Origin of the sequence: Streptomyces sp. WM4235, from assembly GCF_001279725.1 — a bacterium.
GTDB lineage: Bacteria > Actinomycetota > Actinomycetes > Streptomycetales > Streptomycetaceae > Streptomyces.
In genome coordinates this window covers 1-408 of record NZ_LGDE01000306.1, presented here as the reverse complement: position 1 = coordinate 408, position 408 = coordinate 1, and the positions used below count along the sequence as shown (strand labels likewise).

Genomic DNA, 408 nt, shown 5'->3' with positions numbered 1-408 from the left:
GGCTACTCCGGAGCGTTGTCGGGTGGCGTCGGCCGGTGGGGCGGGGAAGGTGGGGGAGCGGCGCGAGGGGTGGAGCGCGGGCGGGAGTCGGTCGCGACGGGGCGGCTGGTGGTTCAGTCGCGTTCCGGCCTCGCGGGGGTCACCCGCGGCGGCTGTCAGATGCGGGGTGCCGGGCCCGGTGAGCGCCTGCGGCACCGACGTGTGGAGGGGCGGCACGTCACCGAAATTCCCACCTTTCCCATCGGATTGCTAGGGATACTCGCCCGAAGTGGCCTTCCAGGCAAGGCTTGACCGAATGATGGACAGCGTCGTCTCGGATTGAAAGACGGTGGCGGGTGGGTCGCGCCGGCGTCCGGGGCGGCCCGACCCCGGTGTCCGAGCCGGCCCCCCGACCGGGATCCTCATTTC

Annotated in this window: 1 protein-coding gene; it reads right to left on the bottom strand. The window is 72.3% G+C overall.

What is annotated here, in order from left to right; translation table 11 throughout:
• The coding region (locus ADK55_RS39920) for a hypothetical protein (RefSeq protein ID WP_420713651.1) at window positions 1-216 on the bottom strand (216 nt) is incomplete at its 3' end.
• Window positions 217-408 lie beyond the last annotated feature (192 nt).